This is a genomic window from Frankia sp. Allo2, from assembly GCF_000733325.1.
In the GTDB taxonomy this organism is placed as follows: Bacteria; Actinomycetota; Actinomycetes; order Frankiales; family Frankiaceae; genus Frankia; species Frankia casuarinae.
In genome coordinates, this window is record NZ_JPHT01000003.1 from 182,153 (window position 1) to 207,608 (window position 25,456).

Annotated in this window: 19 protein-coding genes; 8 read left to right on the forward strand and 11 right to left on the reverse strand. The window is 69.6% G+C overall.

The features are described from left to right. Positions 1-94: 94 nt before the first annotated feature. The 3 genes from ALLO2_RS04415 (at position 95) to ALLO2_RS04425 (ending at position 3,904) form a co-directional block, all read left to right on the forward strand. Positions 95-1,486 carry a class II fumarate hydratase gene (locus ALLO2_RS04415; protein ID WP_011438256.1) on the forward strand — a complete coding sequence of 464 codons (1,392 nt, stop codon included), beginning with the start codon at positions 95-97 and terminating at the stop codon, positions 1,484-1,486. Between the two features lie 542 nt (positions 1,487-2,028). Further along, the gene (gene sthA / locus ALLO2_RS04420; protein ID WP_011438257.1) at positions 2,029-3,441 is read left to right on the forward strand and encodes a Si-specific NAD(P)(+) transhydrogenase; all 1,413 of its coding nucleotides are present in this window, start codon (positions 2,029-2,031) and stop codon (positions 3,439-3,441) included. Between the two features lie 112 nt (positions 3,442-3,553). Next, positions 3,554-3,904: a helix-turn-helix domain-containing protein gene (locus ALLO2_RS04425; protein WP_035729889.1), complete on the forward strand. Its 351-nt coding sequence runs from the start codon at positions 3,554-3,556 to the stop codon at positions 3,902-3,904. Positions 3,905-3,964: 60 nt separating this feature from the next. Here ALLO2_RS04425 and ALLO2_RS04430 read toward each other — a convergent pair whose 3' ends face one another. Continuing rightward, entirely contained in the window at positions 3,965-4,522 is a 558-nt protein-coding gene (locus ALLO2_RS04430) for an NUDIX hydrolase (RefSeq protein ID WP_232234875.1), read from the reverse strand. Between the two features lie 649 nt (positions 4,523-5,171). On the opposite strand from ALLO2_RS04430, the gene ALLO2_RS04435 reads away from it, so the two are divergent. Then, on the forward strand, positions 5,172-5,675 hold the full coding sequence (locus ALLO2_RS04435; RefSeq protein ID WP_330218921.1) for a hypothetical protein: 504 nt from the start codon (positions 5,172-5,174) through the stop codon (positions 5,673-5,675). 25 nt (positions 5,676-5,700) lie between these two features. Here ALLO2_RS04435 and ALLO2_RS04440 read toward each other — a convergent pair whose 3' ends face one another. After that, on the reverse strand, positions 5,701-6,387 hold the full coding sequence (locus ALLO2_RS04440; protein ID WP_011438261.1) for a nucleoside monophosphate kinase: 687 nt from the start codon (positions 6,385-6,387) through the stop codon (positions 5,701-5,703). 311 nt (positions 6,388-6,698) lie between these two features. On the opposite strand from ALLO2_RS04440, the gene ALLO2_RS04445 reads away from it, so the two are divergent. Then, positions 6,699-8,147: a hypothetical protein gene (locus tag ALLO2_RS04445; RefSeq protein ID WP_011438262.1), complete on the forward strand. Its 1,449-nt coding sequence runs from the start codon at positions 6,699-6,701 to the stop codon at positions 8,145-8,147. A gap of 35 nt (positions 8,148-8,182) precedes the next feature. Here the strand turns inward: ALLO2_RS04445 and ALLO2_RS04450 are convergent, their stop codons facing one another. Then, positions 8,183-9,088, reverse strand: a complete 906-nt coding sequence (locus ALLO2_RS04450; RefSeq protein ID WP_011438263.1) for an HAD-IIA family hydrolase — start codon at positions 9,086-9,088, stop codon at positions 8,183-8,185. 141 nt (positions 9,089-9,229) lie between these two features. After that, positions 9,230-9,505: a hypothetical protein gene (locus ALLO2_RS04455; protein ID WP_131728894.1), complete on the reverse strand. Its 276-nt coding sequence runs from the start codon at positions 9,503-9,505 to the stop codon at positions 9,230-9,232. Positions 9,506-10,160: 655 nt separating this feature from the next. Here ALLO2_RS04455 and ALLO2_RS04460 point away from each other — a divergent pair. Then, positions 10,161-10,724, forward strand: a complete 564-nt coding sequence (locus ALLO2_RS04460; RefSeq protein ID WP_035729891.1) for a hypothetical protein — start codon at positions 10,161-10,163, stop codon at positions 10,722-10,724. A gap of 336 nt (positions 10,725-11,060) precedes the next feature. Here ALLO2_RS04460 and ALLO2_RS04465 read toward each other — a convergent pair whose 3' ends face one another. The 5 genes from ALLO2_RS04465 to ALLO2_RS04480 form a co-directional block, all read right to left on the reverse strand. Continuing rightward, positions 11,061-11,501 (reverse strand): hypothetical protein, encoded by a 441-nt coding sequence (locus tag ALLO2_RS04465; protein WP_023840087.1) that lies wholly within the window; start codon positions 11,499-11,501, stop codon positions 11,061-11,063. A 1,071-nt stretch (positions 11,502-12,572) separates the two neighbouring features. Continuing rightward, positions 12,573-13,025 carry a recombinase family protein gene (locus ALLO2_RS28045; RefSeq protein ID WP_369808122.1) on the reverse strand — a complete coding sequence of 151 codons (453 nt, stop codon included), beginning with the start codon at positions 13,023-13,025 and terminating at the stop codon, positions 12,573-12,575. After that, positions 12,940-13,641, reverse strand: a complete 702-nt coding sequence (gene msrA, locus ALLO2_RS04470) for a peptide-methionine (S)-S-oxide reductase MsrA (RefSeq protein WP_011438269.1) — start codon at positions 13,639-13,641, stop codon at positions 12,940-12,942. The genes ALLO2_RS28045 and msrA overlap by 86 nt, the downstream gene beginning before the upstream one ends. Before the next feature lie 180 nt (positions 13,642-13,821). Beyond that, positions 13,822-15,114, reverse strand: a complete 1,293-nt coding sequence (locus ALLO2_RS04475; protein ID WP_011438270.1) for a PhoH family protein — start codon at positions 15,112-15,114, stop codon at positions 13,822-13,824. 1,234 nt (positions 15,115-16,348) lie between these two features. Next, positions 16,349-18,178, reverse strand: coding sequence for a phosphoenolpyruvate carboxykinase (GTP) (locus ALLO2_RS04480; protein ID WP_011438271.1), 1,830 nt, complete (start codon positions 18,176-18,178; stop codon positions 16,349-16,351). A gap of 363 nt (positions 18,179-18,541) precedes the next feature. On the opposite strand from ALLO2_RS04480, the gene ALLO2_RS04485 reads away from it, so the two are divergent. Continuing rightward, complete coding sequence (locus ALLO2_RS04485; protein ID WP_023840083.1) at positions 18,542-19,156, forward strand: hemolysin III family protein; 615 nt, start codon at positions 18,542-18,544, stop codon at positions 19,154-19,156. Positions 19,157-19,196: 40 nt separating this feature from the next. Here ALLO2_RS04485 and ALLO2_RS04490 read toward each other — a convergent pair whose 3' ends face one another. Continuing rightward, entirely contained in the window at positions 19,197-19,748 is a 552-nt protein-coding gene (locus ALLO2_RS04490) for a hypothetical protein (protein ID WP_011438273.1), read from the reverse strand. Between the two features lie 199 nt (positions 19,749-19,947). Then, positions 19,948-21,969: a thioredoxin domain-containing protein gene (locus tag ALLO2_RS04495; protein ID WP_035729896.1), complete on the reverse strand. Its 2,022-nt coding sequence runs from the start codon at positions 21,967-21,969 to the stop codon at positions 19,948-19,950. A gap of 275 nt (positions 21,970-22,244) precedes the next feature. Between ALLO2_RS04495 and ALLO2_RS04500 the strand changes: the two genes are divergently transcribed. Next, the gene (locus ALLO2_RS04500) at positions 22,245-25,439 is read left to right on the forward strand and encodes a leucine--tRNA ligase (RefSeq protein ID WP_157493267.1); all 3,195 of its coding nucleotides are present in this window, start codon (positions 22,245-22,247) and stop codon (positions 25,437-25,439) included. Positions 25,440-25,456: the final 17 nt, after the last annotated feature.

Consider the following 25,456-nt stretch of genomic DNA (forward strand, 5'->3'; position numbering starts at 1 on the left):
TCCAGGCGGCATCTCGCCGGGACGCGGCCCCAGTATGCGGTACAGGGCACGTGCGGTACAGGGCACGGGCGACGAGCATCGGGAGAACGGGCGCATGAGCGAGCAGGAATACCGCATCGAGCACGACAGCATGGGTGACGTCCGGGTACCGGTCACGGCCCGGTGGCGGGCCCAGACACAGCGGGCGGTGGAGAACTTTCCCGTCTCCGGCCAGCGGATCTCCCGCGCGCACATCGCGGCGCTCGCCCGGATCAAGGCCGCTGCCGCGACGGTGAACGCCAAGCTGGACGTGCTCGACGCGGACATCGCCGAGGCGATCGTCGACGCGGCCACGGAGGTGGCCCGTGGTGACTGGGACGACCAGTTCCCCTTGGACGTCTTCCAGACCGGCAGCGGCACCTCGTCCAACATGAACACCAACGAGGTGCTGGCCTCGCTCGCCTCCGAGCGCCTCGGCCGCCCGGTTCACCCGAACGACCACGTCAACGCCTCGCAGTCCTCGAACGACGTCTTTCCCTCATCGATCCACATCGCCGCCACCCAGGGCATCGTCGGGGACCTGATCCCGGCCCTGGAGCACCTTGCCACCGCGCTCGGTCGCAAGGAGACCGAGTTCGCCGACGTCGTGAAGTCCGGCCGGACCCATCTGATGGACGCGACCCCCGTGACGCTCGGCCAGGAGTTCGGCGGGTACGCCGCCGCGGTCCGGCTCGGCGTCGAGCGCCTGCAGGTGGCACTGCCCCGGATCGGAGAGCTGCCGCTCGGTGGGACAGCCGTCGGGACCGGCATCAACACCCCGCCCGGCTTCTCCGCCGCGGTGATTGAGGAACTGTCCGCCAGCACCGGTCTTCCCCTGACCGAGGCACGCAACCACTTCGAGGCGCAGGCCTCCCGGGACGGCCTCGTCGAGGCGTCCGGCGTGCTGCGGGTGATCGCCCTCTCGCTCTACAAGATCGCTAACGACCTGCGCTGGGCCTCGTCCGGCCCGCGAGCCGGGCTCGGCGAGATCCGGCTGCCCGACCTCCAGCCCGGATCCTCGATCATGCCCGGCAAGGTCAATCCGGTCCTTCCCGAGGCGGTCTGTCAGGTCGTCGCCCAGGTCGTCGGCAACGACGCGGCGGTCGCGTTCGGCGGATCAGCCGGGAACTTCGAGCTCAATGTCATGCTGCCGGTGATCGCACGTAACCTGCTGGAGTCGATCCACATCCTGTCGACGATCAGCCGACTGTTCGCCGACCGTTGCATCGACGGCATCGTCGCCGACGTCGAACGCTGCCGCCGCTACGCCGAGTCCTCCCCCTCCATCGTGACGCCGCTGAACAAGTACATCGGCTACGAGGAGGCCGCGAAGGTCGCCAAGATCTCGCTCGCCGAGGAGAAGACCATTCGCGAGGTCGTTCTCGAGCGCGGTTACGTTGCGGCGGGCCAACTCACCGAGGCACAGCTCGACGCCGCGCTCGACGTGCTGTCGATGACCCACCCGTAGCCGAAGCTCGTCGGGCGGCCGCTCCCGACCGTCGCGTCTCCCGGGCACCTCCGTGACCCACGGAGGTGTTCCGTCCCGACGGCGCAACCCGACAGCGGCGCCCGACGGCGCGGCGGGGGCCGTGGAAGACCCCCCAGACAGCCTCCACGACCCCCGCTAGAGGTTTAACGGGTCGGCGGCGGGTTGGTTACGGGTGGCGGGTGCCCCAATTTCACCTGCCGGCACGACGGCCCGGCACGACGGCCCGGCGGCGGGGCCCGGCGGCCTGGCGTCGCGACTCCTCGACGGGTTCCCACCAGCTGGACTCGAAAAGCTCTCAGCCGGAACCACACCGGCACATATGGCGGACGTGGCGGCACGCCTCGGCCATCACGGACGGGTTCGCGACACCTACCTCAAGTGATAACCCGCAGGTAAAGCGACTCCCGAGAAATTTCCCAGAAGAAATGGACGTAACAAGCACGGCCAACATGCCGATCCGACCCGTCCGGCCGGATAGCCTCGGGTTCACCGGAGACCGATAGATTGCGGGGGATGTGACGATGTTCGACTACGACGTCCTCGTCATCGGATCCGGGCCGGGCGGGCAGAAGGCCGCGATCGCAGCGGCCAAGCTCGGCCGACGGGTCGCGATCGTCGACAAGCGGGAAATGATCGGCGGTGTCAGCATCAACACTGGCACGATCCCGTCCAAGACGCTGCGAGAAGCGGTCCTTTATCTGACCGGCATGTCACAGCGTGAGCTGTATGGGTCGAGCTACCGGGTAAAGGATGACATCACCGTCGGTGACCTCTCGGCGCGGACCAGACATGTCATCAGCCGCGAGATCGACGTGATTCGCAACCAGCTCAGCCGTAACCACGTCACCCTGCTGACGGGCCTGGCCAGCTTCGTCGATCCGCACACCGTGAACGTGCGGGCGGGCGGCGAGGACACCGAGGACCGCCGGATCCAGGCGGAAAGAATCATCATCGCCACGGGAACCCGCCCGGCGCGGCCGGACACGGTCGACTTCGACGGACGGACCGTCGTCGACAGCGACCAGATCCTGGCCCTGGAGAAACTGCCCCGGTCGATGGTCGTCGTCGGCGCCGGTGTGATCGGTATCGAATACGCCTCGATGTTCGCCGCGCTCGGCACGAAGGTGACCGTCGTCGAGCGCCGTGACCGGATGCTCGACTTCTGCGACCTCGAAATCGTCGAGGCGTTGAAGTATCAGCTCCGCGATCTTGCGGTGACCTTCCGTTTCCGCGAGTCGGTCGTCTCCGTGGAACGCCACAACGGCGGTACCCTCACCCTGCTCGAGAGCGGGAAGAAGCTCCCGGCGGACACGGTGATGTATTCGGCCGGGCGGCAGGGGCTCACCGACATCCTCAATCTTCCGGCGGCCGGCCTCTCCGCGGACAACCGCGGCCGGATCAAGGTCGGCTCGGACTTCCGCACAGAGGTCGATCACATCTACGCGGTCGGCGACGTGATCGGATTCCCCGCTCTCGCGGCGACGTCGATGGAACAGGGACGCCTTGCGGCGTACGCCGCCTGCGGCGAGGACGTCAACGCCATGCGGGCCGAGCTGATGCCGATCGGGATCTACACGATCCCGGAGATCTCCTATGTTGGCAGCACCGAGGACGAACTGACCGAGCAGGCCATCCCGTTCGAGGTGGGCATCGCCCGGTACCGGGAGCTGGCCCGCGGAGCCATCCTCGGTGACTCGTACGGGATGCTGAAGCTACTGGTCAGCCCGGACGACCGGCGCCTTCTCGGGGTGCACGTCTTCGGTACGGGAGCCACCGAACTCGTCCACATCGGACAGACCGTGATGGGCTGCGGTGGCACCATCGACTACCTTGTCGACAGCGTCTTCAACTATCCGACGCTCGCCGAGTCCTACAAGGTCGCGGCCCTGGACGCAATGAACAAGATGCGCGCGGTTGCCCGCTTCAGCGGCTGACCGGAGCACCAGACGGCGCATCGGGCCGGGGGCGGCCGCGAACCGGGCTCCTCNCCCCACGACGTCATGAGCTGACGAAAGGTAAGCCGCTATCACCGGATCGGGCCGGCTAATGGCGGGCAAGCATAGGCTGATCAGGGTGGAGCTGTCCTCGTTCTGCCCGCGCTACCACCATGCCGTCGAGACCATCGGGCGGCGCTGGACCGGGGCCATCGTACGCGCGATGCTGGCCGGCGCAACCCGGTTCTCCGAGATCACGACGGCGGTGCCCAACCTGTCCGACCGGCTCTGTTCCGTACGGCTGAGGGAACTCGAAGCCGAAGGGATGGTCAGACGCACCGTCGTCCCGGACACGCCCGCGCGGACCGAGTACCACCTGACCGCGAAGGGAGCGGACCTCGCGGACACGGTCGCGGCTCTCTCCCTCTGGGCCGAGACCNGGCTCCCCGACCCGTCCTGCTGACCCGTCCTGCTGGCCCGGGGTTGCCCGGCACCCCAGCGGATCAGGCCCGCACGGGTCCGGTCAGCGCACCAGCCCGGCCTGCTGGGACGCCCTGGTCAGCTTCGCGCCCAGCTGGCCGGAAATCCGCTCGGGCGCCACCCACCGAACCTGCGTCGTGGCGCTCTCCCGCACCGCGAGGCTGCGGTCCTCGACGTGGAAGAGATAGGTCATGTCGTAGTGCACGTGCTCGGGTTCGCCGAGGATCGGCGCGGCGTCGACGATTCTGACCTCCACGTCGAACGGGAGGATCCCGCCCGGGATCACCGCGTCGGCCTCGACACCGGCCCGGCGCGCAGCGAGCCCGAGCGCGGCGCCGAGCAGCGAGGAGTCGTCGGCATCGACATGACCGCCGGGCATCCGCCAGACCGCGGTGGACGGCTCCAGGATCTCCAGCACCCGCCAGTCCGGGGACACGATCGCGGCTCGGCACGTGACATGGGCCGGCATCGTGCTACGGGCTGTGATGGATGGCCCGTGCAGAGCCAGCACGACCAAGGACCGCATGAGGTCCACTTCGTCCGGATTTGCCTCGATGTAGCCCAGGGCCACACCGATCACCGCGTTGTTGGTGACCGCCACGCTTAAGGAACGTACAGGCATCGGGCGCCGATCACGACCCACTGAGACGGGACACACCGAAACTCGTATCGCACCAGCATACTCACTTACAGTGATAAAAAAGGTAACAGAACGGACCGAATCGGAATTCCGGCAGCAAGGAAGGGAGCTCCGCCTACGAGGGGATCCACCGTCGGCCGCGGAACGGCGGAAGCTGGAAGCAGTGGCACCAACACCCCGTGTAATCGTCACCCCCATGCGGCCCATCCCCCTCTTGTGACTACGGAAGGTAATTGTTGGTACCGGCGCGCCGCTCGACCGCCCCGACGCGCGACCCCGGCCCCCGACCCAACGTGAAGCTCAGGTGTGCTCCCCCGGGTGGCGACGCGCCGACGCATCCCCACGCGGGCCACCCCCACTCACGCGGGCCATCCCACGCGGGCAATGACGCCGAGCCGACACCGCCACGCGGCGTGCACCGTCCGCGACTAAGGTCGACGGCATGGATCCGAAAGATCCGGGAATCAGACACCTGGACAGATCCACAGTGATGATCTACCGTCCGCCCGCGGGACCCCCGTTCCGCCGGTCGGACCGAGCGGGAGGACCAGCCGTGCGGGAGAACCTCACCCTCGACGAACCACGCCGAGGGATCCGGTCCGGCCGAACCATGACGCTGCTTCCGGGGCTGGTCCTCGCGGGAATGGTCGCGCTGACCGCCGGTTGCGGGGGGTCCGACGACATCAGCGTGCCGCCCTCCGTCAGCACACCGACCCTGCCGACGTCGCTGCCCACCGCGCTGCCGAGCGGGCTGCCCACCGCGCTGCCGACCTCGCTGCCGGGGGTGGGAAGGATCGACGCCGTCAGCGGCGCGGATGCCCTGCGTGGCACGAATGTCCCCCCCGATTTCCCGGTGCCGCCCGGGGCCACCGTGAAGGTCGGTACGACCACCGGGAAGACGTCGACGGTGACACTGGGCGGGGTGTCCAGCGACCGGGTGGCCACCTTCTACCGGCAGACCCTGCCTGGCGCCGGCTACAAGATCACAACGGATGTGGGGATTCCGGGGGTCGCCAGAGCCATCCAGTTCAACGGGCACGGCGTCAACGGGAGTATCGGGGCCGCGGGGATCGGCAATACCGACGGCGTCGCCGTGGTGTTCACCAAGCGGTAGTCCCCCCGGGGAATCACGGCCGGGCTCACCCGGGCACGACCGGCCGTTGCGGAAAATCAAGCTGCGAGCGATCGAGCTGTGGAAGATCGAAATGCCGACGGATCTCCGCCTGCACCTCGCGCGGCGGGTGCCGGGCGTCCACGACGGCCACGAACTCCTTACGCTGGAAGATCTCCATGACCGGTCGGGTCTTCTCGTGGTACTCCCGCAGGCGGACGGCAAGTGCCTGCGGGTTGTCGTCGGCCCGGGTCAGCAGCGGCGCTCCGCACACGTCGCAGGTGTCCGGCACCTGCGGCCTACTGGCGATCAGGTTGTAGTCCAGGCCGCACCGTGAGCAGAACCGGCGGGCGAGCACCCGCCGATAGACCTCGTCGTCGGGGAGGTCGAGGTAGATGACCCCGTCGATGTCGTAGCTCTCCAGGAAGAACTCGGCCTGCCGGGCGTTGCGCGGGAACCCGTCGATGATGAACCCGTAGTTCCAGTCGTGCTCGGCCAGCCGGGAGCGCACCACCGACTCGACGAGGTCGTCCCCGACCAGGTGACCGGCCGCCACGATGCGTTTGACCTGGGCACCGAGTTTGGTGTGGTTCTGCACGTTCCAGCGGAAGACGTCGCCGACGCTGATGTGGACCAGGTCGAAGTCCCGGGCCATCATCGTCGCCTGGGTTCCCTTGCCGCTGCCCTGCACGCCCATGATGACGAACTTGCGCACGCCGACTCCCGATCGTTCCTCCGCCCCGGAGGCCGGCCGACGCGCGGCCGCCTCGGTGGCCCGCCCCCAGCTGTCCCACCGGCCTCTCCGTCGCGACGTTATCCGCCATGGAGATCACTAGGGGTTTCCGCGGCCCAGCGGTGGCGGGTACGTCATGACACCCGCACGGCCGACCGGCGGGCTATCCGTGGCCCAACCCGGACCGATGCACGCCGACAATGCCGTAAAGAGCAGGATGTCAGGATGTATGGGGATCGGGGGAGCGCGGAACGGGCCGCGGCTGCGATCCCGGATTCTAGGAGGGAACGCGGGTGTCAAGGGGACTGCGTCAGACGCTCGGCGCCGGCCTGGCCGCCACCGTGCTGGCGGTGGGGCTCACAGCGTGCGGTTCCGGGGACAGGGCACCGGCTCCACCCGCGGAGATCGTCCTCAATCGGGGGCAGGACTCGTCGATCCCCTTCCGCACCGAGGCCGACGGCGAGGTGCTCCTGGACGTCACCACCACCGCCCCGGGGGTCTCCTGGGGCTCCCCGGGCGGCGAGTCCGCGGTGCTGTCGCTCTACGTCGACACCGCCTACGCCACCGATCTCGTGATCCCCACNTCCTTCCCGATCAAGCGCAGCCTCGCGCTGGGTCACCTGGCCGCCGGCAAGCACACCCTGCGGACGCTGTTCGCCGCGGACCGGTCGCCCCGCAACGCCGCCACGGCGCGCCTGACCGATCTGACCTTCCGCACCGTCACGCCGCAGGACAACGGCTACCAGGCACTGGCGCACGCCCCGGTGATCTACGGCCGGACGGCGCCGGCCGCCGCCGCGGACCCGATGGCCGGCGGGCCGTTCCAGAACGCCGTCACCGACACCCCACTGCTCGCCTTCCACTCCGAGGCGCCAACCGCGATCGCCGGTCATCGCCTGCTGACCTACTCGATGGTGTGGAGCAACGAGGACGAGGGCACCCCGACCCCGGCCCTGATGGCGTTCTGGGGGCGGACCACCGACATCGAGTGGACCTACCAGGTAGAGATCGACGCCACCGGCAACGCCATCCCCGGCAGCGCCGTGATCCAGGGGCCGGAGCACACGTCGCAGCCGTTCACCGGCCGGTACGAGAGCACGCACCCGCTGCTCGGGACCTGCACGCGCAGCAACAGCATGTGCCAGAACACCGACGGCCCGATGCGGTTCGCCCTGTCAGCCGCGGACACCCTCGACCCGAACGCCGAGGCCCCTGAGCGGGAGATGGACCGCAACCCGTGGACCTACTGGGTGATGTCCCAGGAGGTCGCCCGGGAGGGCAAGGTCGCCGACGCCCCGGTCCCGGACCCACGCACCCGGATCAGCGACCCGCGTAACTACCTGTACCTGATCGTCCGGAAGAACACGGTCGGCACGCCGAACACCGCCGACGCCTGGGTCGGGCTGTCGGTCGGGGTGCGGCTCGCCGGCAACCCCGAGACCTACCGATCGAACAAGACCTACCCTGCCTGGTCCATCGAACGGGACGCGCCGGCCGCCACGGCCGTCGAACTCCCACCCGGGACGGTCGCGGAGGACATCGCGTCCATCCAGGCGACCCGGGTCGTCGGTGCGGGTGCCGACACCGGTGCGCGCGTCCAGGTCGACTCGATCGAGCGGGCGTTCCTGCTGGGTCCGGACGGCCTGCCCCAGCAGTCGTTCCTGTTCACGCCGACGAAGGTGACCCTGACCGCCGCCGCGCCGACCGCGACCCTGTTCCGCCGTTCGCAGGGCGGCTCCTGATCCCGTCCGGGGTTCCCTGATTCCGCGGTGGCCCTTCACCCACGTGTGGTGGACCCCGAGGTGTGCACCGGTCCCGGGCTCCGACCGTGCGTCCCGGTGCGATCGGGAGCCCCGGCTGGCGCCGGGCGGACGGCGGCCGTCGGCATGCTGTCGAGCGTCCGCACATCCCGACCGACGGGCAACTGGGCGATGCTGTCGACGATGGCGGTCGGTCGGTAGGGGAACCGGTCGACGTCGGTGATGGACGTGATGCCCGACAGCACCAGCACGGTGTCCATTCCGGCCTCCAGGCCGGCGACGACGTCGGTGTCCATCCGGTCGCCGATCACCACGGTGGTCTCGCTGTGCGCGGACAGCGTGTTCAGCGCACTGCGCATCATCAACGGGTTCGGCTTGCCGACAAAGTAGGGTGTGACGCCGGTCGCCCGGGTGATCATCGCCGCGACCGCCCCGGTGGCGGGCAGGAGACCCTCCACCGAGGGACCGGTGGGATCGGGATTCGTCGCGATGAAGCGTGCGCCGTCGCGCACCAGCCGTACCGCTTTGGTGATTGCCTCGAAGCTGTAGGTCCGGGTTTCCCCGAGGACGACGTAATCGGGTGACCGGTCGCTGAGGACGTAGCCGATGTCGTGCAGCGCCGTGGTCAGGCCCGCTTCGCCGACGACGTACGCCGATCCCCGGGGGCGTTGGGTATGTAGGAAGAGCGCGGTGGCGAGGGCCGAGGTCCAGATCCGCTCCGGCGGGATCGTGAGTCCCGCGCCAGCCAGCCGGGCGGACAGGTCGCGGGCCGTGTAGATCGAGTTGTTGGTCAACACGAGAAAACCCAGGCCTGCCTCGCCGATCCCGGCCAGAAAGGCATCCGCGCCCGGAATGGGATGTTCCTCATGGACCAGAACACCGTCCATGTCGATGAGATAGTTCTCGATCAGATGTTCCGCCATGNCCCCCGATTCTCCCCGCCTGCGCTCGATGCCGTCTGCCGGGTGGTCCCCACTCGGCACCATGATGGGGACCACCCGGCCCGAACGATCCGGCGGGTTCGGTCACCTCACCTCAGCTCACCGGGTTCGGGTGATCCCTTCTCACAGCACCGCGATGGCGGCGATCTCCGGTTCGGTGGGCGACATCAGATACAGGGATGGGACGATGAGCCAGTCGGCGAATCCCCCGTCGCAGGCGTAGGCCTGCGCATGGCCGGGCGACCGGAACGGGCCGATGACTCCCTGCACCTGCCGGGTCCCCTGCTCCAGAACGACGATCGCCCAGCTACCCGTCCGGTCCGGTGCGGGTGTCCCCCACTCCGACTCCGACAAGTCCATCACGTAGTCCATCTGTGCCCCTTCGCGAACGTCCCTCACCGGTATCCACCGAGCCGCGGGGTGGTAAAGAACCCGGGATATCTTGGCGCTTTCGCGCGGCTTTGCGCATCGAAACGCCGGAGGTCGACCTGGGTCGGTCCAGGATCCTCCGCCGGCAACGGCCGGGCGCGGCCCGTTCGTACATCCGTGAGTACATCGCCGAGCCGGCCGGGAGCGGAACGCAGAGGTGTGTGACGAAAATCGAAGTTCCCGCGTGGGGATCCCCTTGGGAGGGAGTAGAAGACGGTGCATTTTCCCGCGCCGACGTTCGGGTGATGTCGTAGGCCGGTACTTTGTCCGCTGCCCGTGCTCTCGGTCGCGCGGCCGCATCTACCGCCGCGCATACCGCCGGTCCGGCGTATCGCTACGGCGGTGGTCGGGATAACCGCCGCAGAGCCCCGGAGCCGCAGAGCCCCGGAGCCCGTTTGGTGGCGCCCCTTTGGTGGTGCCCCTTTGGTGGTGCCCCTCGCGGTGTTCCCCTTTGTGGTGCCCCCCGCGGCGCCTCGGCGCCGCGGGGGGAGGTTGAATCGGGTAGGTGGGACGCCGGGCGTCGCGTCACCGGCGCGGTCGGGAGTCGCTCCCGACGCAACGTCAGGATTGAGCTGTGCGTCTGCTTTGTCGCTGACTTCTTGCTATCTGGCTATCTGGGGGATCCGTGAGCCGGCGCCGGAGCGATTACCGCACCTGGGAGGAACTGACCAGGGAGGAACGTCGACGCGGGCTGGCGGTTCTTTCCGTGGCCGGGGTCGCGGCGGTGGTCGTGGTGTTCCTCGTCGTCGGGTCCGGTGGCGGGGCCGGTGGCGGGGCCGGTGCGGCGGCACCGCCCACTACCGACGTCAAGGCCCGGCTCACGTCCTGGTACGCCACCACCGCCCAGGTCCGTTCGGAGGTCGTGCGGGCGGTCAACGCGGTACGGGCCGACATTCAGGCGGCGGACGGCATGTCGCTGAAACCGGCCTGCGCCGACCTGGGGCGGGCCGTCGACCGCATCGGACCGCTGGGCCTCCCGCCCGTCGAGAGCGTGAGCAGGAACTGGACCGAAGGCGCCGGTGCCTACGCCCAGGCGGTCACGGCGTGCGGGAACCTGTTCGACGGCACGCCCGNCCCCCCGCCGGTGCTGCTGCAGCGCACGACCGACGCTCTCAACGCCGGTGACGGGCGCTGGACCATGATCGTCGCCCAGATCGGGGCCCCGGCGCAGATCGTTCCCACCGGCTGAGCACCGGCCGGCCGCGATTGCCCGCGCTCGGGCAAGTACGGCCACGCGGCACCCTCGGCTGCCAGAAGGTGATGATGATCGCGCAGTCCTTCTTGACGATCGCGGTCGGCGGGACCTCGGCGTCGGCGGTCAGCGAGATCGCGGTGAGGGTCGGGCCGGCCTTGCGGTCGGTGTCCCAGGTCCGGATGTGATCGCAGAGGCGTTCAGCGAGGGCCTGGCCGTCAGCCCCGTGGCCGTGGGCGCCGATCTCGTATACCGGATCGGGGCCGTCGAGGCGGCGCTTGGCGAGGTAGGCAAGCGAGGAGCCGGCGACCAGCGCGGGGCTCAGGTTCGGGATCAGCGGGACGCACAGATCGGCCTCGACCGCGCCACGGCTGGCGTTGATCCGGCAGACGGCCGGGTCGGTGGCAGTGGCGCGCAGCCAGATCCCGTCGATCGGGTCCTGCGGCCCGATGGTCGTGCCCGACCAGGCGGCGACCCGGGGGTGGCGAAGACGCCGGTGAGGTGGTCCGGGTCGATGTCCTGGTCGACGTCGTAGTGGATCTGGACGAGCGGGTTTTCGTGGAGCGCGGCGACGCGTTCGACGTCCTGACCAATCATCGGGACGAAGCCGCGGAGGAACACCGCGTCCGAGCGCAGCACGTTGTCGCCGCCTTTGACGAACGCGACACCCCGGGTCTGGCCGCGCCAGCGCAACGGCAGGACCATCCGCCCACCGGGGACAAGCTGGCTGAACCAGGCGGGGGTCAGACCGGGCCCTCCGGCCGCGTCTCCCACCCGGAGCCCTCCGGCGGCTCCGACCCGGGCCGAATCCCGGCGCCCACACGTCCGGGATATGCGGGCAGCGCGTCACCGGCGGCTGGAGAGTCAGGCTGGGCAGCCCGTCGCGCATCCGCGCCCCGCGCGCGGACCGGCGCAGATGCTCCGCGCGCGCCCTCCGGCACTCGCCGCAGGACGGGAACAGCGCGTGCACCTCGGGTTGGGGGCCCGTAGGCCCCTCCTCGCCGCAGCTTTCCCCTGCACTCACTTTTTCTGAACCTTCCCAGAGCCGCCGCATCGCGGGCACCGGATCATGCTGGCGCCATCGANATCCTCGCCCTCGTGCCGCTCAGCGGCCGGGTTGCCCACCTGCCCGCTACTACTGCCCCGCTTGTCCGCGTTCCGCCCGAAGCCCATCCTCCCTCCATCTCCGCCGTCAGCTCATCCGGGAGGGTAGCCCGGCAGATGCGGGCAGGTAGCAAACGTGCCGGATCCGTAACCGACAGGCGGTTCACGCTGATGCCGGTGGCTTTGCTTCCAACGCCCGCCGAGAATGATCGATAACCTCTCCAAGATCCTGAACGGCTGCGATCTTCGNCCNCNGGTGGTGCNTTTCCCGCCACATCTCGCCTGATCGCTGGATCACGCCACGCGTAGGCCGCCCGTCGAGCACGTCGAGCACGTCGAGCGCGTCGCGAGCCGATGCCGCTGCGGCTATCGGATCGGGGTCGGCGCGATAGAGGAGGGTCCGTGCCAACGTGTTATGGGGTCCGGGTCACCGTCCACGCCACGGTCCTCGGCCACCCGCAGAGGTCCATCTGGCATTGCCCGTGGTGCGCCGGCACGGCCGCACCCCGTGGGCGCCGCCGGTCTGACCGTGAGACATCTGGATATACCCGAGGAGATGTCATGCCGCCCACAACCATGCCCGCGCTCGACTTTGTCGCGTTGGAGATCACTGGCCGGTGTCAGCCTGCGTCCACTGCTACGCGGACTCGTCCCCGCTCGGGGACCACGGGACGTTGAGCACCGCCGACTGGAGTGCGGTGATCAACGACGCCGCCGGCCTCGGTGTCGGCGTGGTCCAGCTCATCGGCGGGGNACGTCCNCTCCNCNCCNCNCGACGCGATCCTGTCCGGGGNTGCGTTCGGCGCCCAAGTCGAGCATCTCGACCAGCTTCGCCACCCCGGCTCCGGACCAACGGCGTGCCAGCCGAACCCGAAGTGCGGCCCGGCGTCGTCCCGCAACTTCGCGGGGCTGGCGGGTCAGCCGGTCGATGTGCCAGCAGACGATCGCCTGGAGGCGGCCTGCTTTGATGTCGTCAACGAGCCGGTCCCACTCCGGGCGTGGCCGTCCGGAATGGGCACCGACATCCTTGTCCGTAGTAGACGTCCTCGACCGCCCAGCCCTTACGGTCGCAGAGGGGGCGGCAGCCCGGCCTCCTGACGTGAGACTGCTAGCCCTGCGCCTGTTCGGTCCTGGCCGGCTCTGACGTAGATTCCCGCTCTGACCATGGGCCACATATTGACAGGCCCGTGCCACCCAGGCCGCAGTAGCCGCCGGGGTTCTTGGCGTCGGAGAGGTACTGCTGGTGGTATTCCTCCGCATAGTAGAACGGACCAGCCGGGGCGATCTCGGTGGTGATCGCCCCGAGGCCCGCGGCGGTCAGCACCTGCTGGAACGCCTCGCGGCTGGCAGCCGCCGCGGCGGCCTGCCCGGCAGTGGTGGTGTAGATCGCCGAACGGTACTGGGTGCCCGTGTCATTGCCCTGCCGCATGCCCTGGGTCGGGTCGTGCCCTTCCCAGAACACGCGCAGCAGCTCCTCGTAGCCGACCTTCGCGGGGTCGTACACCACGAGGACGACCTCGGTGTGCCCGGTCAGCCCGGAACACACCTCCTCGTAAGTGGGGTGCGGGGTGTGCCCTCCGGCGTAGCCGACGGCGGTGGTGTACACCCCGGGAACCTTCCAGAACGCGCGCTCGGCCCCCCAGAAGCAGCCGAGGCCGAACACGGCGGTCTCCAGCCCCGCCGGGAACGGGCCGGCGAGCGGGGTCCCCAGCACGGTGTGCGGGACGTCGCCCGCGAACACCGGCCGATCCCGGCCGGGAAGGGCCTGCTCGGGCGTGGGCAGTGTCGTCTTGTGACGACCGAAGAACATGGGAAGCCACCTCCGGTGGTTGTCTCCTCGCACAACCGCGCACCGCGGCCACACGTTCCCGCAGCCCGGGACCCTCGGACGCCCCCCAGATACTCTCCAAATGTTCTCCGGAGGTTCTCCGAAGGTTCATCGAACGTTCGCCGGACGATCGGGGAGCACGCCGCCAGAGAACAAGATCGCTCAGAGAACGAGATCCTCCAGCATCGTCGTGACCAGGGCCGCAATCGGCGATCGCTCGGAACGGGTGAGCGTGACGTGCGCGAACAACGGGTGGCCCTTCAGGGTCTCGATCACCGAGGCGACCCCGTCGTGCCGGCCGACCCGCAGGTTGTCGCGCTGTGCCACGTCGTGCGTGAGCACCACCCGTGACCCCTGCCCGAGCCTGGACAGCACGGTCAGCAGCACCCCGCGCTCCAGGGACTGGGCCTCGTCGACGATCACGAACGCGTCGTGCAGGGACCGGCCACGGATGTGCGTGAGCGGCAGCACCTCCAGCATCCCGCGATCCACGATCTCCTCGATGACCTCGGGGGAGACGAGCGCACCGAGAGTGTCGAACACCGCCTGGGCCCAGGGCGCCATCTTCTCGTTCTCGCTGCCCGGGAGGTACCCGAGCTCCTGGCCACCGACGGCGTACAGCGGGCGGAAAACCACCACCCGGCGGTGCGCCCGGCGCTCCATCACAGCTTCGAGCCCGGCGCACAGGGCAAGCGCCGACTTACCGGTGCCGGCTCGACCGCCGAGGGAGACGATCCCGACATCCGGATCGAGCAGGAGGTCGAGGGCGACCCGCTGCTCGGCGGAGCGACCGTGCAGGCCGAACGCGTCGCGGTCGCCGCGGACGAGCCGGACCTGCTTGTCGGCGGTCACCCGGCCGAGCGCGGAGGCACTCCCCCCGGTGGTGGTGAGGACCAGGCCGGTGTGGCAGGGCAGGTCGGCGGCCTCCAGGATCTCGGTGTACTCGCGGGAGTAGAGCCGGTCGAGGTCCTCCTGGGTGACGGTGAGCTCGGCCATCCCCGAGAAGCCGGTGTCCACCGGGGACAGCGCCTGGTACTCCTCGGCGGGCAGCCCCAGCACCGACGCCTTGACCCGCAGCGGGAGATCCTTCGTGACCAGTACGACGTCGGCGCCCTCGCGGGCGAGGTTCATCGCGACGCACAGGATCCGCGAGTCGTTCGTGTCGACCCGGAACCCCGGTGGAAGCACCGCCGCATCGGTGTGATTGAGTTCCACCCGTAGCGTCCCGCCGTTGTCCAGCGGGAGCGGTTGATCAAGGCGACCATGCCGGATGCGCAGATCGTCCAGGATGCGTAGTGCCTCCCGGGCGAACCAGCCCAGTTCCGGATGGTTCCTTTTGCCTTCCAGCTCCCCTATGACAACGAGGGGGAGCACGACATTGTGCTCCGCGAACCGCAGCAGCGCGCCAGGATCAGAAAGCAGCACGCTTGTGTCGACGACATGCGTTCGTGGCACACGCCCACCCGCTTACTCGGAGGTAGTCCGGGACCGACCCCTGCAGGGGCCGGGCACCGGCCTCCTGGTGTAGTCGCGCTTGCGGCACCGAGGGGCCTCCCGAGAGGTCCGGCACCATGCCGGACCACGGCTTGAGACGCTAGCGCTCCCACGGTAACCGCAGCCCTCGATGATGGCGACCCACTTCCGACAACACGTTACGTTAAGAACTGGAAACGTCTCGCACCCCGGAGTTCCCGTCGCACCCCGATCGGTCACATTGCGTCCGGATCATGACGCGGAGCATCAGCCGCCGCGCGCGGCGCCGTCGGAGGCCGGACCACGAGCGTCCGCCCGAGGAAGCCAGGTCACCGCTCCCTGCTCGGTTCGGAAGCCCCGGGACCTGCGCCGACTCCGGCGACGGGCACCGACCGGGGCAACAGTCACCGACCGACCGGGGCAACAGGCACCGACCGGCCGCAGGTCGCCACCGGATCCATGAGCCCGGCGACCGACGAGAGCCGGATGACCGCGGGCGTGCCGGCCAGAGACACGGTGGGCCGAAACGCGACAGGCCAGAACGTGACAGGCCGAAGCGTGATGGCCGGTGAGGGGTCACCCGAAACGCGACGACCGAGAGGTGACGGCATGAGGCGCGCCCACGGGGGAAACACGACGGAACACCATGGAACACCGCGGGCTATGGAACACCGCGGGCCGATGATCGGACACTCGTTGTCTCGACATGTCATCGAGATCGGATCGAACCAAACCGGGCCCGAAAGAGGGCGCCGACTGGCACCGTCGGGCGGGTCGGAGGAAATTCAGCCAACCGGCTGGGGAATTCCCGGAAATTCACCCGGGGGAGGGATTGATCCCCGGCGAACATGCGGGATCCGCGGGGTGGTCATTATCGGATGGTGCTCCGCTCAGGTGAGCCGTACCGCGACACTCGGTAGGAACGCGGCCCGCCGACGGTGGAACAACGGACGCGACGCGGAGTTACGAACGAGTCCGGCGCCGGGCTGGCCGCCGGGCCGGCGAAGGAGGGCCGAACCCTGCCGACCGGTCGCCACGGGCCGGGCCGGGAGCCCGCCGAGCGGCTCGGCCCGTGGCCGACCCGCTCGGGGGTATCACACGAAGTGGTGCCACGGATGCCCTGCGCTGCCACGGTTGCCTTGTGAGGCGCTGCCACGAAGTGCCGTGCCGGCGGTGCGCTCCCCGGACGGAGCTCGCGGTTGGGTGCGTCAGCCGCTCAGTCTGCGCTGTTCAGCCGCTCGACAAGCGCCTCGTGCTCGGTCCACAGGGCGGCCGGAAGCCGTTCCCCGAACGTCTGGTAGTGCTCGGGGATCAGCTGGGCCTCCTGTTTCCACACCTCGACGTCCACCGTGAGCAGGGTCTCGAGGTCCTCCTCGGCGATGTCGATGCCGTCAACGGGTAGGGCGTCCTTCGTCGGCAGGACGCCGAGCGGCGTCTCCACCCCGGCTGCCGTGCCCTCCAGGCGACCGACGATCCAGGCGAGGACACGGCTGTTGTCGCCGAATCCCGGCCACAGGAACCTGCCCTCCGGGCTCTTGCGGAACCAGTTCACGTAGTAGACCCGCGGGAGCTTCGTCTGGTCGGCCTTCTGCCCGACCTCGAGCCAGTGGGCGAAGTAGTCGGCCATGTTGTAGCCGCAGAACGGCAGCATCGCGAAGGGGTCCCGGCGCAGCTTGCCGATCGCTCCGGCCTGGGCCGCCGTCGTCTCGGAGGCGACGATCGAGCCGAAGAACACCCCGCGCCGCCAGTCGGGAGCCTCGGTGACCAGCGGCACCGCGGTCGCCCGGCGCCCGCCGAACAGGATCGCCGAGATCGGCACGCCGCGCGGATCCTCCCACTCCGGGGCGATCGTCGGGCACTGGCCCGCCGGGACGGTGAAGCGGGCGTTGGGGTGTGCGGCGGGCTCGCTGGACTCGGGGGTCCAGTCGCGGCCCTTCCAGTCGATGAGGTGCGCCGGCGGCTGCTTGGTCAGCCCCTCCCACCAGACGTCACCGTTATCGGTCCTGGCCACGTTGGTGTAGATGGCGTTGCCCCAGAGGGTCCTGACCGCGTTGGGGTTGGTCTGCTCGCCGGTCCCCGGGGCGACCCCGAAGAACCCGGCCTCCGGGTTGACCGCGTACAGCCGGCCGTCCTCACCGAAGCGCATCCAGGCGATGTCGTCACCGACAGTCTCCGCCTGCCAGCCCGGCAGGGTTGGGATGAGCATCGCCAGATTGGTCTTTCCACAGGCCGACGGAAATGCGGCGGCAATGTAGTGGACCTTGCCGGCGGGAGACGTCAGTTTGAGGATGAGCATGTGCTCGGCGAGCCAGCCCTCGTCGCGGGCCATGACGGACGCAATACGCAGCGCATAGCACTTCTTGCCGAGCAGTGCGTTTCCGCCGTAACCCGATCCGTAGGACCAGATCTCCCGGGTTTCCGGGAAATGGGTAATGTACTTCGTCGTATTGCACGGCCACGGAACATCGGCCTGGCCGGGTTCCAGCGGAGCGCCCAGGGAATGGACGGCCGGGACAAAGAAACCGTCCGTTCCAAGCTGCTCGAGGGCGGGCGTTCCCATCCGGGTCATCGTCCGCATGGAGATGACGACGTAAGGCGAGTCGGTGATTTCGACGCCGAGGGCCGAGATGCGCGAGCCGAGCGGACCCATGCAGAACGGGACGACGTACATCGTCCGACCCCGCATGCACCCCGCGAACAGGCCCCGGAGCGTGGCCCGCATCTCGGCAGGGTCCAGCCAGTTGTTGGTCGGACCGGCGTCCTCCGCCTGCTCGGAGCAGATGTAGGTGCGGTCCTCCACGCGGGCCACGTCGCCCGGGTCCGAAGCGGCGTAAAAGCTGTTCGGACGTTTCTCGTCATTCAGCCGGACCAGGGTCCCCTGCTCGATCAGAAGGGAGGTCAGCCGATCGAACTCCGCCTCTGATCCATCGCACCACTCAACCCGATCCGGCTGAGTGAGTTCGGCAATCTCGCGCACCCAGGCAACCAGCCTGGCGTGCCTCGTGGGGGCCACGTCCAGCCCCGAAACCTGTGCCGCGGTTGTCACAGCTCACACCTCCGGTCGAGTCGAACCTGCCGCGCTCTCTTCCCATATGCAGGTACCCACTTGAGAACTCGAACGTACTCGTGGACGTTCAGACAAAACCCACAATATAGGGGAAGTTCGAGGCCACGTTCAGGATCATTAGACTGTACCGCGCGTTCCGTCCGCAGTCGCGCGATAGCGAGTGCGCAGAAGCGTCGGATCCATCACGCACCGATACGGACCGACCGCTGCCGTCCAGCTCCGCTTCGTGACGGCGGCAACCCTCGGGTTATCGTTCTCGGCGTGGCTTCCCTCGTACAGCAGCCAGCCGGGCCTCCGCAGACGGACATCGCCTCGCACCCGCGTGACCTGGTGCGACCGCGCATGCGGGGATGGCTACATGCCGGCGCGTTCCCGATCAGCCTGACACTAGGCGTCATTGCGGTGGCACTGGCTACCACGCTGCGTGCCCGGCTCGGTGTCGCGGTTTACGCCCTGAGTATTGCGGCCCTCTTCGGAACGAGCGCCCTCTATCACCGGACGATGTGGTCGACATCACGTGCCCGGGCGCGCATGAAGCGTCTCGACCACTCAATGATCTTTGTTTTCATCGCCGGGACTTACACCCCCTTCGCCCTGATCGCGATGCCGCCGACGACCGCTCGGGTGGTCCTGGCGGTGGTGTGGGGAGGGGCGGGACTCGGCGTCGCCATCCGGATGCTGTGGCTGCACTCGCCGCGGTACCTGACCGTGCCGCTCTACATCGCGCTCGGCTGGGTAGCCGTCTTCGTGATCCCGGAGCTCGCCCACCGGGCCGGGATCGCCTCGATGGTACTTCTGCTCGTGGGGGGGGTCTGCTACAGCCTCGGCGCCGTCGTCTACGCCTGCCGGCGACCGGACCCGGCACCCACGATCTTCGGCTACCACGAGGTGTTCCATGCCTTCNCCCTCGTCGCCGCGACCTGCCACTACATTGCGCTGCTCTTCGCCATCTACTAACAGCCTTCCCCCGCACGGCGGCTACCGGGGGCTCCGGCGGCTACAGCCGAGGGCCCACCGAGCGGATCTTCTCCACCTGTTCCATGGCCTCCCGGAGCTGGCGCAGCCAGCTGTCGGCGTTCTCGCCCACCAGACGTACGCACCAGGCGAGGGCCTCGCTGCGGCTGCGCGCCACCCCCGAGTCGACGAGGGTGTCGAGCACCTGGCGTTCCGGCTGGCGCAGCCGGGTCATCACCGGCACGGACAGCGCGGTGAACAGCTCGGTGGTGTCACCGACGGTCGCGCCCCACGCCACCTTGCGGTTGTACCGATGTTCGGCCTTCGTGGCGATGGCGATCCGTTCCTCACGGGTCTGCTCCCGGAACCGCCGGATCCGGGCCCCCGTCGCCGACGGCCCTCCTCCGGGCGCGACGCCGCCGGCCGCGAGTACCCCGATGACCGTGATCTCGTCCCGGTCCACGACCACCGTGGGCATCCCGGCGAACCACCCGGCCGGGATGTGCTCGGCGAACCAGGCTGCGGCGTCGTCCGCCGGAACCACCTCCGCCCGCTCCCCCGGTCTGCCGTACCCCCGTCCACGCGGACCGGACATGACGTGTCCCCTCGATCTCCGATCGGGACCCGCGCGCGGGCCCGGCCTGCCGGCTGATCCGGACCCGGAGGCCCGATCTGGCACTCCAGAGCGGATCCGAAGAACCCCTCGTGACAATTACATGCTTACCGCACCGCCAGTCTTACCGCATCACCAGTGCAACATGCTTACCGCATCACCAGTGAAAGAAGAGGGACGGTCAGCTGGCCACCTTCACCCCGAGTTGGCGGCGCACCTCGGCTGCGGTCCGGGCCGGCAGCTCACAGACGAAATCCCGGCACACGTACACCCCAGCCGTTTCCCGGCCGACGGTCAGCGGTCCGCTGGTCACCACGACCGCACCGGGCGCCGTGCCGAGGCGGGCGAGCCGTTCCAGCGCCGGGCTGTCCACGACCGCGACCTCGGCCGGCCCGGCCAGCAGCGCCTCGGCGACCGCACCGGCCCAACCGGCGAACCGGGCATCCCGGGCCAGCAACGGAGCGACGCGCGCCACCGTCGTCTCGGCGGCCGACCGGTGTTCGGTGGAACCGGTCAACGCCGCGTAGCTGACCAGGGCGCCGGCGACAGCCGCCTGGCCCGACGGGGTCGCCGAGTCCGAGTCGTCCCGCGGCCGGCGCAACAGCACCTCCGCGTCGTCCGCGGTATCGAAGAACCCCCCGTCAGAGGCCGCGAACCGATCACGGACGATGTCCAGCAGCGTCCCAGCGAGCGCGAGCCACTCCGGATCGCCGGTGACCTGGTGCAGGGTGAGCAGTCCCTCGGCGACGTCGCCGTAGTCCTCCAGTACCCCGGCGTTCACGCCAACCCGCCCGTCCCGGCTCGTCCGGCGCAGGCGTCCGTTGACGAGATGCACGTCCCGGAGCAGGACGGCGGCCTGTTCGGCGGCCCGCACCCAGTCCGGCTCGTCGAACAACGCGCCAGCCTCGGCCAACGCCGCGATGGCCAGGCCGTTCCAGGCGGCCACCACCTTGTCGTCGCGAGCCGGCTGCGGCCGGGTCGCCCGTGCCGCGGCCAGGGCCGCGCGGACCGCCGCGAACCTCGCCGGATCGTCCGGGTCCGCCGGCAGGCGCAGCACCGACGTACCACGTTCGAAACTGCCCTGCTCGGTGACGCCGAAGACGCCGGCGGCCCACCGCCCGTCTTCCGGCCCGAGGACGGCGACGAACTGGGCGGGTGTCCAGGCGTAGCTGGCCCCCTCCTCGGGGTGCGCTCCCGCCGGGGCAGCGCTCGCGGGAACGGCATCCGCGGGAACGGCATCCGCGTCGAGCGCCGAGGCGAACCCCCCCTGGGGGGTGCGCAGATCCGCAAGCAGGAAGGCTGCCGTCTCCCGGACCACCCGTTCGGCCAGTGCCGACCCGGTGGCCCGCCACAGGTGCAGGTAGACCCGCAGCAGCAGCGCGTTGTCGTAGAGCATCTTCTCGAAGTGCGGGACCGTCCACGTCGCATCGACGCTGTACCGGGCGAACCCCCCGGCGAGCTGGTCGTAGATGCCCCCACGCGCCATCCGTTCGCAGGTCACCGCGACCATCTCCAGGCTGCGCGCGTCCCCCGTGCGGGCGGAGTGCCGCAGCAGCATCTCGGCGACCATGGACGGCGGGAACTTCGGCGCACCGCCGAATCCACCGTGACGGGCGTCAAAGCGGGCCGACAGCCCCGCCACGGCGGTGTCGAGCAGAGCCGGGGTGATCTCGGCTGCGAGACCGGACGCCGGACCACGCGTCGCCGCCTCGGCGAGCCGGCGGGCGATGTCCGCCCCCGACTCCTCGATCTCGTCCCGCCGGGTCCGCCAGGCCTCGGTGACCGCCGTCAGGACCTGGCGGAACGACCCCATGCCGGGCCGGGGACGCGGCGGGAAGTAGGTGCCGGCGAAGAACGGCTCGGCGGNAGGGGNGAGGAACACCGTCATCGGCCAGCCGCCGTGCCCGGTCAGGGCGACGGTGACGTCCATGTAGACGGAGTCGACGTCGGGCCGCTCCTCCCGATCCACCTTGATGTTGACGAAGTGGTCGTTCATGTACTCGGCGGTCGCGGCGTCCTCGAACGATTCGTGCGCCATGACATGGCACCAGTGGCAGGATGCGTAGCCCACCGAGAGCAGCACCGGCACCCCCCGCCGGGCCGCCTCGGCGAAGGCCGCCGGGCTCCAGGGCCACCAGTCGACCGGGTTGTCCGCGTGCTGCAGCAGGTACGGAGACGTCTGCTCCGCGAGCTTGTTAGGCACCCGAACTCCTCATGATCTGCGTGTCCGCCAGGCCCGCGGAACCCCGTAGGCCTCTGGATATGCAACCAAAGGCGCGCCCAGGTAGTCCGCCCTCATCTCCACGCCGCGCCGACGTGATCGGCGCGCTTCCTCGACCGGCCCGCCGCGCCGACGTACCCGGCGGATAGGCTCGTGGGACCGCACGATCCCCGCCGTCCGCTCGCCCGACCGCCGTCCGTCAGGCCGCCGTTCCCGCCGCGAGAGCGGTGAGAGGGTCGACGTACCAACGAGTTTGGATGGCACGAGCGATGAGTGAGACGGCCGAGCCCGGCGCCCGGACCGGCGCCGCGGACACCACGGTGGCACCGACCGGTGCGTCTGGCGGGATCANCCCGGCAGCCGCGGGCACCGCGGGCGGCGCCCCCGCCGGGACCGGGAGCGTCGAGCCGAGCTTCCGGTACGACGCCCGGCTCGCCGCCGACATCGAGCGGCGCTGGCAGCGCCGGTGGGCCGACGAGGGCACGTTCAACTCGCCGAACCCGGTCGGGCCGCTCTCGACGGGCTTCGAGAAGGTCGCCGGCCGGGAGCCGTTCTACATCATGGACATGTTCCCCTATCCGAGCGGCTCGGGGCTGCACGTCGGGCACCCGCTGGGGTACATCGGCACCGACGTGTTCGCCCGCTATCTGCGGATGTCCGGCCGGCACGTGCTGCATCCGTTCGGATACGACTCCTTCGGCCTGCCCGCCGAGCAGTACGCCATCAACACGGGCCAGCATCCCCGCGACACCACCAACGCCAACATCGCCAACATGCGCCGCCANCNCNCCCGGCTGGGGCTGGGCCACGACNCCCGCCGCGAGATCGCGACGACCGACGTGGGCTACTACCGCTGGACGCAGTGGATCTTCCAGCAGATCTTCAACAGCTGGTACGACCCGCAGGCCGGCCGGGCCCGGCCGATCGCCGAGCTGATCGAGGAGTTCGCCGCGGGCNCCCGGGCGCCGGTAGCCGGCCCCGCCGGGGGGAACACGGCCGTGTCGGTTGACGCGGTCCGGGCGGCGAACCCGGCCGGGCTGGCGTGGACCGAACTCGACGAGGTGTCCCGCCGGAAGGTCGTCAACGCGCACCGCCTGGCCTACATCTCCGAACAGCTGGTCAACTGGTGCCCGGGGCTGGGCACCGTGCTGGCGAACGAGGAGGTCACCGCCGACGGCCGCAGCGACATCGNGAACTACCCAGTGTTTCGCCGGCCGCTGAAGCAGTGGATCCTGCGGATCACCGCCTATGCCGAGCGGCTGATCTCCGACCTCGACCTGGTCGACTGGCCGGACTCGATCAAGCAGATGCAGCGCAACTGGATCAGTCCGAGCGAGGGCGCCAGCGTCGAGTTCACCGTCGTCGCCCCCGGCGAGGAGGCAGGTGCGTCCGATCCGTCTGGCTCATCGACCGCCCGGCGTATCGAGGTCTATACCACCCGCCCGGACACCCTGGCGGGGGCCACCTTCCTGGTACTCGCGCCCGAACATCCCCTGGCCGACGCCCTGATCGCCGACACCTGGCCGGCGGACACCCCGGTGAGCTGGCGCTTCCCGGCGGGACGGCCGGGCGGCGGCACGGAACCGGCGGACACCGCCGGGCCGGAGGCGGGCGCCGATCCGGCGTGGACCCCGCGAGCCGCCGTCGACGCCTACCGGGAGTTCGCGGCCCACCGCAGCGACCGGCAGCGCGGCGAGGAGGTCATCGACCGCACCGGCGTGTTCACCGGCTCGTACGTGCGCAACCCGGTCGGTGGCGGGGNCATCCCGGTCTTCCTGGCCGACTATGTGCTGCTGGGCTACGGCACCGGGGCAATCATGGCGGTACCGGCGCACGACAGCCGGGACTTCTCCTTCGCCCGCGCGTTCGACCTGCCGATCCCCGCCGTGCTGGAGCCGGACGCGGACTGGTACGCCGCGCACGGGGTAGTGCCCGCGACTCCATCAGCGCAGTGGCCCGAGGCGTTCAGCGGTGCGGGCGAGTATCGGCCCGGTCCGGCCAGCGCCCCGGTGCTGGTCGGCCTGTCGAAAAGCGAGGCGATCAAGGCCACGGTTCACTGGCTGGAGGAGATCGGCGCCGGCAGGTCGGCGCGGTCGTACCGGCTGCGGGACTGGCTGTTCTCCCGCCAGCGGTACTGGGGCGAGCCGTTCCCGATCGTCTTCGACGTCGACGGGCTGCCCCACGCGGTTCCCGACGAGCTGCTGCCGATCGAACTGCCGGAGATGACCGACTTCCGGCCCACGGCGATGGCCGAGGACGACGCGAGCGACCCGGTGCCCCCCCTGGCCCGGGTGGCCGACTGGGTGACGGTCACCCTGGATCTCGGCGACGGGCCGAAGCAGTACCGGCGCGAGACGAACACCATGCCGCAGTGGGCCGGTTCGTGTTGGTACTACCTGCGCTACCTGGACCCGACCAACACCGAGCGCTTCGTCGACCCGACCGTCGAGCGCTACTGGATGGCCAGGCCGGGCGCGGTTCCCGGCGACGGCGGCGTCGATCTGTACGTCGGCGGTGTCGAGCACGCCGTGCTGCACCTGCTCTACGCCCGGTTCTGGCACAAGGTGCTCTACGACCTGGGCCACGTCTCCACCAAGGAGCCGTTCAAGCGGCTGTTCAACCAGGGATACATCCAGGCGGATGCCTTCACCGACGCCCGGGGCATGTACGTCCCGGCGGCCGAGGTGACGGCGACCCCCGACGGCCGGTTCCTCTTCCAGGGCGCCCCGGTCAACCGGCGCTCGGGCAAGATGGGCAAGAGCCTGAAGAACAGCGTCAGCCCGGACGAGATGTACGACAGGTTCGGCGCCGACACGCTGCGCGTCTACGAGATGGCGATGGGCCCGCTCGACGCTGACCGGCCATGGCACACCGACGACATCGTCGGTTCGCACCGGTTCCTCCAGCGGCTGTGGCGCACCGTCGTCGACGAAACCACCGGGGCGGCCGCCGTCGTTGACGAGCCGTTGGACGGCGAGGCTCTTCGCGTCCTGCACCGGACGATCCTCACGGTCACCGCCGAATACGCGGGGCTGCGGTTCAACACCGCGGTCGCCCGGCTCATCGAACTAACCAACTTCGTCAGCAAGAGCTACGGGAAATCCCCCNCCCCCCGCGCGCTCGCCGAGCCGCTCACCCTGATGGCGGCCCCGCTGGCCCCGCACATCGCCGAGGAACTGTGGTCCCGCCTCGGTCACGAGGAGTCGGTCAGCACGGTCGCCTTCCCGATCGGGGATCCGGCGCTGGCCGCCGAGTCGGTCAGGACGATCCCGGTCCAGGTGAACGGGAAGGTCCGGTTCACCATCGAGGTTCCGGACGGTTCAGCGGAGCAGACGGTTCGCGATCTGCTCGCCGCACATCCCGAGTTCGCCCGGCAGACCGATGGTCGGACGATCAAGAAGATCATCGTCGTGCCCGGTCGGATCGTGAATATCGCCATCTCCCCCGCCTAGCCGGGGTCTGCGGCAGC